The sequence below is a fragment of the Ferrovibrio sp. genome (assembly GCF_019636075.1).
GTDB lineage: Bacteria > Pseudomonadota > Alphaproteobacteria > Ferrovibrionales > Ferrovibrionaceae > Ferrovibrio.
Genome location: NZ_JAHBYG010000049.1, coordinates 22658 through 29397, shown reverse-complemented (window position 1 = coordinate 29397; position 6740 = coordinate 22658). Strand labels below are relative to the sequence as shown.

Annotated in this window: 9 protein-coding genes; 3 read left to right on the top strand and 6 right to left on the bottom strand. The window is 63.1% G+C overall.

Going from position 1 to position 6740, the window contains the following annotated elements; translation table 11 throughout:
• A partial coding sequence (locus KF827_RS16965; protein ID WP_291007884.1) for a DMT family transporter occupies window positions 1–682 on the bottom strand: 682 nt, incomplete at its 3' end.
• 198 nt (window positions 683–880) lie between these two features.
• On the opposite strand from KF827_RS16965, the gene purT reads away from it, so the two are divergent.
• Genes purT through KF827_RS16950 form a run of 3 tightly spaced genes read left to right on the top strand, consistent with a single transcriptional unit; the run spans window position 881 to window position 3264 of the window.
• On the top strand, window positions 881–2062 hold the full coding sequence (gene purT, locus KF827_RS16960) for a formate-dependent phosphoribosylglycinamide formyltransferase (protein WP_291007882.1): 1182 nt from the start codon (window positions 881–883) through the stop codon (window positions 2060–2062).
• Between the two features lie 3 nt (window positions 2063–2065).
• Window positions 2066–2896: an aldo/keto reductase gene (locus KF827_RS16955; RefSeq protein ID WP_291007880.1), complete on the top strand. Its 831-nt coding sequence runs from the start codon at window positions 2066–2068 to the stop codon at window positions 2894–2896.
• Window positions 2897–2910: 14 nt separating this feature from the next.
• The gene (locus tag KF827_RS16950) at window positions 2911–3264 is read left to right on the top strand and encodes an ArsC family reductase (protein ID WP_291007877.1); all 354 of its coding nucleotides are present in this window, start codon (window positions 2911–2913) and stop codon (window positions 3262–3264) included.
• Between the two features lie 2 nt (window positions 3265–3266).
• Here KF827_RS16950 and KF827_RS16945 read toward each other — a convergent pair whose 3' ends face one another.
• The 5 genes from KF827_RS16945 to KF827_RS16925 form a co-directional block, all read right to left on the bottom strand.
• Window positions 3267–3413, bottom strand: a complete 147-nt coding sequence (locus KF827_RS16945) for a DUF5668 domain-containing protein (protein ID WP_291007870.1) — start codon at window positions 3411–3413, stop codon at window positions 3267–3269.
• A 41-nt stretch (window positions 3414–3454) separates the two neighbouring features.
• On the bottom strand, window positions 3455–4480 hold the full coding sequence (locus tag KF827_RS16940; protein WP_291007868.1) for a metal-dependent hydrolase: 1026 nt from the start codon (window positions 4478–4480) through the stop codon (window positions 3455–3457).
• A 174-nt stretch (window positions 4481–4654) separates the two neighbouring features.
• Window positions 4655–5518, bottom strand: coding sequence for a dienelactone hydrolase family protein (locus KF827_RS16935; protein ID WP_291007866.1), 864 nt, complete (start codon window positions 5516–5518; stop codon window positions 4655–4657).
• 113 nt (window positions 5519–5631) lie between these two features.
• On the bottom strand, window positions 5632–5811 hold the full coding sequence (locus tag KF827_RS16930; RefSeq protein ID WP_291007864.1) for a hypothetical protein: 180 nt from the start codon (window positions 5809–5811) through the stop codon (window positions 5632–5634).
• A gap of 39 nt (window positions 5812–5850) precedes the next feature.
• Window positions 5851–6516: a hypothetical protein gene (locus tag KF827_RS16925; protein ID WP_291007862.1), complete on the bottom strand. Its 666-nt coding sequence runs from the start codon at window positions 6514–6516 to the stop codon at window positions 5851–5853.
• Window positions 6517–6740: the final 224 nt, after the last annotated feature.

Here is a 6740-nt window from a genome sequence, read left to right as displayed (position 1 = left end):
GCATTGCCTGCTGGGCTGGCGCGAAGGCGGCGGGGCCGGTTGCGATCAGCACGTAAGCCAGGCTGGGCAGGCCGGCGAAAAGCTGTTGGCCGAAAGCCAGGCGGATTGGCTGCGGCGCCGGGATGCTGCGCACATACACATTGCCCAGGGCATAGCTGCAAGCCACGGCCAGCATGGCCAGGATGCCCAATGTATCGGGCGGGCTTTCGCCCGCCAGGATCGGACCCAGCGCCGGCGGACCGACCAGCAGCAGCATGCCGCCGAAGCCGATCAGCAGGCCCAATCCGCGCTTGGCCGTCAACCGCTCGCTGGCAAACAGCATCGGAGCGATCACCGCCACGATCAGCGGCGCGCTGGCCTGAACCATCGAAGTAAGGCCGGCCGAGATTTGCAGCAGTGCATAAGCCGTGAGGCTGTTGGGGATCAGGCCTTGCAGCAGGCCCAGGATGATCCAGTCGCGCAATTCCCGCCCGCGCGGGCGGATGCTATGCCCGATGATCACCAGCCAAAGGCCGATCAGCACGGCCCCCATCAGGCCGCGCAAAGCGGTGAGCGCCATCGGCGACAGCGAAAACGCCGCCAGCTTCATCAGGATGAAGGCGCTGGCCCACAGGAACGAACAGGCCAGCATCTGCAACAGCAATGGGGCGGCAAAAGTTTGAGCGGCAAAGGGCTGGCGCAAAACGGGTTCCCGGTTATCCCGATTCTTGATCGGCAACAGGCATAGCAGTTTCCGTGTCGCCAGGCACCCGCGAGCAGCCGGCCGGCATCGGCTGGAATCTGGGGATAACCGCGTTTTTGCCGGGTAACATCTGGCGGGCAGGGCGGGGCTCGGCTATTTCTGACGGCTTGCCGGCATCAGATTTGGGAGAATCAGGCCATGACCGCCATTGCGAAAATCCTTCTGCTCGGTTCGGGCGAACTGGGCCGCGAATTCGTGGTTTCGGCCAAGCGGCTGGGCGCCCATGTGGTGGCCTGCGATGCCTATGCCGGCGCCCCGGCGATGCAGTTGGCCGACGAGGCGGAGGTGTTCTCCATGCTGGATGCGGCGGCGCTTTCGGCGGCTATCGACAAGCACAAGCCGGATTTCATCGTGCCCGAGGTGGAGGCCATCCGCACCGAGGTGCTGAAGGAATACGAGGATCGCGGCCAGAAGGTGGTGCCGTCTGCGCGCGCCACCATCATGACCATGAACCGCGACCGCATCCGCGAAGTGGCGGCCAGCGAACTCGGCCTGCCTACCTCGAAATATCTCTATGCCGAAAGCCTGGAAGAGATGCGCGCCGCCGTTGCCAGCGTGGGCATTCCCTGCGTGGTGAAGCCGGTGATGTCGTCGTCCGGCAAGGGCCAGAGCACGGTGAAATCGGCGGCCGATATCGACAAGGCCTGGGATTACGCGGTGGCCGGCATGCGCGGCGACCGCAAGCGCGTGATCGTGGAAGCCTTCATCGCCTTCGATTACGAAATCACCCTGCTCACCATCCGCACCCGCGACGGCGTGATTTTCTGCCCGCCCATCGGGCATCGGCAGGAGCGCGGCGATTACCAGGAAAGCTGGCAGCCCACCGCCATGGCGCCGCAAGCCGTTGCCGAGGCCCAGCGCCAAGCCAAGGCGGTGGTGGATAATCTGGGCGGCTATGGCCTGTTCGGCGTGGAATTCTTCGTGAAGGGCGAAGAGGTGATCTTCTCCGAGCTTTCGCCGCGCCCGCACGACACCGGCATGGTCACGCTGATCTCGCAGAACCTGACCGAATTCGATCTGCATGCCCGCGCCATTCTGGGCCTGCCGATCCCTTCCATCACGCAATACGGCCCCAGCGCGTCTGCGGTGATCCTGGCCGATCGCGATTCCACCGCCTTCGATGTGCAGGGCCTGGATGTCGCCTTGCAATCGCCCGATGCCGCCATAGATATCGACCTGCGCATCTTCAACAAGCCCACCACGCGGCCCTATCGCCGGATGGGTGTGGCTCTGGCGCTGGCGAAAACCGGTGATGTGGAGCAGGCCCGCGCGGCTGCTCGCGCCGCGGCTGCCAAGGTGAAAATCATTTATCGGAGTTGATCCATGACCAGTCAGCCTGTCCTGAAACTCAATGATGGCCGCACGATTCCGCAGATCGGCCTCGGGGTCTGGAAGGCAGACGATGCGCAAGCCGCTGAGGCTGTGCGCACGGCCATTGCCGCTGGGTATCGCCATGTGGATACCGCTGCGATCTACGGCAACGAGGCCGGCGTGGGCGAGGGCATCCGTTCAGCGGGCGTGAAGCGCGAGGAGATTTTCGTCACCACCAAGCTGTGGAACGATGCCCAGGGCAGCGATAGCGCGCTTAAGGCTTTCGATGCCAGCCTGAAGCGCCTGGGCCTGGATTATGTGGATCTCTACCTGATCCATTGGCCGGCGCCGCGCAAGAATCTCTATACCGAAACCTGGCGCATGCTGATCCGGTTGAAAGAGCAGGGCCGGGTGAAATCCATCGGCGTGTCGAATTTCATGCCCGAGCATCTGGATCGCATCATTGATGAAACCGGCATTGTGCCGGTGCTGAACCAGGTCGAGCTGCATCCGGCCTTCCAGCAGCCGGCGCTGCGGGCCGCCCATGCCAGGCATGGCATCGTCACCGAAGCCTGGAGCCCGCTCGGCCAGGGCAAGCTGCTGGATAATCCGGCGCTCAAGGCGATTGCCGCAAAGCATAAACGCACGGCGGCACAGGTGATCCTGCGCTGGCATCTGCAAAGCGGCTTCGTGGCGATCCCGAAATCCGTGACGCCCAGCCGCATCAAGGAAAATTTTGATCTGTTCAACTTCGCTCTGGATGCCGACGACCTGGCGGCCATCGCCAAGCTGGACGACAAGAATGGCCGCGTCGGCCCCGACCCGATGACGGCGGCATTTTAAGGGAATACAGCACCATGCCCGTCACCATCTATGGCATCAAGAATTGCGACACCATGAAGAAGGCCTTCACCTGGCTGAATGATCATGGCGTGGCCTATGCCTTCCATGATTACAAGGCCAAGGGCATCGATGCGGCGCATCTGGAGAAATGGTGCAAGGCGCTGGGCTGGGAGAAGGTGCTCAATCGCGCCGGCACCACGTTCCGCAAATTGCCGGACAGCGACCGCGAGGGGCTGACGGAGAAGAAAGCGATTGCGCTGATGCAGGCGCAGCCCAGCATGATCAAGCGGCCGGTTGTCGATCTGGGCGGCGGCAAGCTGCTGCTCGGCTTCAAGCCGGATGATTTCGCCGCTGCTTTTAAGAAATAGGCTTACGACCGCTTCTGGATCAGCATGCCGACGCCGAGTGCGATCAGCACCACCGGCCACCATTGCGCCATGAAATCCAGCGACAGCATGCCGAGGTTGTTCAGCAGGAACATTACGCCCAAGCCGATCAGGATGAGGGGACCGATCACGCAAACCTCCTGTAACGGTGCGGCATCATTCTAGGGCGATTTCAGTTTGGGTTAAATGGTCCGCGCGGCGGCGGCAAAGGCTCGCCCAGCAGCCTTGGCCAGAGCCAGGCCAGGCCTTCGCGCAGCGGCACGCGGAAGCTGTTGCGTTCGGGCGAGGTCGGCAGCAGCCGGTCGCCCTGGCGCTGCGCCACCACGAAATTGAATGTGTAGAGCGGCTCCTGGCCCATGCGTAGATCGGTGATGATCACACGGGAATCCTGCTCGGCCAGTTTGTAGAAGCCCTGGGTGAACCAGGCCAGACTGGCAGCCGGCGTGTTATAGCCCAGCATCGGCAGCAGATCGTTGCGGCGCGGAAAGCGATCGAAGGCAATTGCGGGTGTTTTGTCGAGCAACGAACGGAAGCCTTCATAATAACTGTCGCCGCTTACCGCCACCACGCGCCATAGAATGGTGTTGAAGGCCGTGGGGGTGACCAGCAGATGTTCGGCAACAATGCCCTGGCGGCGCAATTCATCCTGTGCGGCGCCGCGGACGATCTGCTGCGCGACGGCGCTCCAAACCAGATAGGCGGTGCTGATGGCAAGCCCCAGCGTGGCGTAAATCCGCGCGCGAGGCGGTTTGCCGAAAGCGAAGCCCAGCGCGATCAATAGCGGCAGGGTATAAAGCGGATCGATGATGAACATGCTGCCCAGGCCGAAAGGCTGGTCGCTGAATGGCCGCCAAAGCTGGGTGCCGTAAATCGTGGTCCAGTCCAGCAGCGGGTGGGTGATCAGGATCAGCCACACCGCCAGCCACCAGGATTTGAATTGCGCCATCGGCTCGCGCAAAGCCTTCATGGCAATCCAGGTCAGGGCCGGGGAAACCAAGGTCAGCCAAGGGATGGCATGGCTTTCGGCGCGATGGCGGGTCATGTTGGCAATCGGGTCGCCGAAATCCAGCAGCACGTCCAGGTCTGGCAGCGTGCCGTAAACCGCGCCCACCAGAGCGGCCTTCCAAACCGGCGCATGCCGGCCCAGCACAGCGACACCAACCGCCGAGCCCAGCGCGATCTGCGAAAGCGAATCCATGATGTGTTTTCCGGAGGAGAGATCGGGGCGCGCATCCTGAAGCTTTTGTGCGCAGAAAAAAACCCTCCGGCCCGGGCGATGTAACGGCGGGCCGGAGGGTTGCGTTTAAGGCTTGTCGGTTCAGCCGGCGCGGTTGTGCACTATGCGTCAGCTGACGCCGTTGTATGCTTTGCGTCAGCCGACGCCGTGGCGCACCAGCCAGGCATGCATCTTGGCCCAGCCGTCTTCCGCCGGGCCCTTGCGGTAGCTGGCGCGGTAATCGGCATGGAAGGCATGGGGCGTGTCCGGGTAGAACACGATATCCACGGTCTTGCCGGCGGCCTTGGCGGCATCGCGGAATTTCTCCACGGTGTCGTTGGGGATGCCCTGGTCGGCGGCGCCGTAAAGGCCCAGCACGGGTGCGCGCAGTTGGCCCACCACATCCATCGGATTGCGCGGCTGGCGTTCGTTGGGGGTGCCCACCACGCGGCCATACCAGGCCACGCCGGCGGTGAGCGCCGGGTTATGCGCGGCATACAGCCATACGATGCGGCCGCCCCAGCAGAAGCCGGTGATGGCCAGCTTCACGCCGTCGCCGCCATGGGTTTTGGACCAGGCCGAGACGGCGTCGAGATCGGCCATCACCTGTGCATCGGGCACTTGGCCGGCCACCGCCACGGCGGCAGACATTTCGGTCACCTTGCTCATGTCGGCCTGGCGGCCATAGAGATCCGGCGCGATGGCCAGATAGCCCATCTTGGCCAGCCGGCGCGCAACATCCTTGATATGCTCGTGCACACCGAAGATTTCCTGAATCACCATCACGGTGGGGAAGGGGCCGCCCTTGGCGGGCATGGCGCGATAGGCCGCCATCTGGTAGCCGCCGGAAACCGGGATGCGCACTTCGCCGGCGGTGAGGCCGTTGGTGTCTGTGGTGATCACGCTCTGGCCCATCACCGGCCCGGCGGCCAACGAGAAACCTGAGACCAGGCCGGTGGCGACAAAGCCGCGGCGCGACAGATCGATCTTGGGAGCCAGGCTCAGCAGATCGGCATTCATTGCACTTCCTCCTGCCGTTACGGTGCGGCGCGGTTCGAATCATTGCCGCTTGCCGTGGGCGAAGGATTTAGCCGCCGCCGCGCGGCGGGCGTCAATCGGGGCTCTCGGGATTGTTACCGCAACAGCGGCAACAGCATTTCGATAAAGAAGCTGACCGCCACGAAGATCGCCAGCCAGCAGGCGATGGAGAGCAATGTGCCGGTGCTTCTCCAGCGCAGACGAAAAGCGGCCGGTGCAATCAGCACAACCACCATCATCAATCCGATAAGCTGCAATACATTCTGCCAGGCCATGCTTCAGCCTCGGTCCGCAGGCCGGTTACGCCGGCAGGATCAATCCTTGCTGGAGACCTTCTGGTCGCTCTTGCCGCGCAGGCAATTGCGATAGAGCTTTTCCGCTTCCGGCTCCTGGCGCGCCAGATGGCGGATTTCCATGGCGCTGGTCACGCGATAGGAAACCGCATCGGAATCCTCGGGATTCTTGTATTCCGGCGGAATCATGCGCACCAGGCTGAGGCGGTTATTCTCGCCCATGCGCAATTCGATCTTCAGCGGGCTGTCGGGCGAGACGCCCTCGCTGGCGCATACGCTGCCCAGCACGCGGTCGAACTGGTTCACCCGCTTGTAGCGCGGGTCGGGAGAGAATTCGCGGCTTTCGCTGCCCAGCGAGAGCGACTTGTACTTATGCAATTCCGTGGTGGCGGTGAGGATGCGGCCAAACGGGAAGAAGATTTCCACGCCGTCATCCAGCTTGGCGTGCTCGCCCATTTTGCCGTTCACGATCGGCAGTTCCATGATGCGATGGCCGGGGATGCGCGAGGCATCTTCGTTCAGCAGCAGGGTGGCGCGGTCGCCGCGATCCTGGGCACGTTCCTGCTCGAAAGGGATCAGGGCAGTGGGGTGGCGCGGACCTTTCTGCGCCAGGGCGGCATGGCTGCCGAGTAGGGCAACGGCCATGCCGGCCATCGCCAATATGCTTTTGGCACCTTTACCACTCATGCCGCTTGCTCCCTGAAAATGCGCAACGCGCAAGATCGCAACGCCCGGCATCCCAGGCCGCCAACAGCCGGATGCGCGCGCGACTTTAGACAAGTTTTGTTACGTTGCCAAGTCTGCATTGGTTATCAAACCTTTAACGGCATGCTTGGGAGCGCTTTAGGGGCGCGCTTTGGCGGATTTCAGGGGCTTGCCGGGGCAGCCGGGCGGCCTGGCCAGAGCTTTGC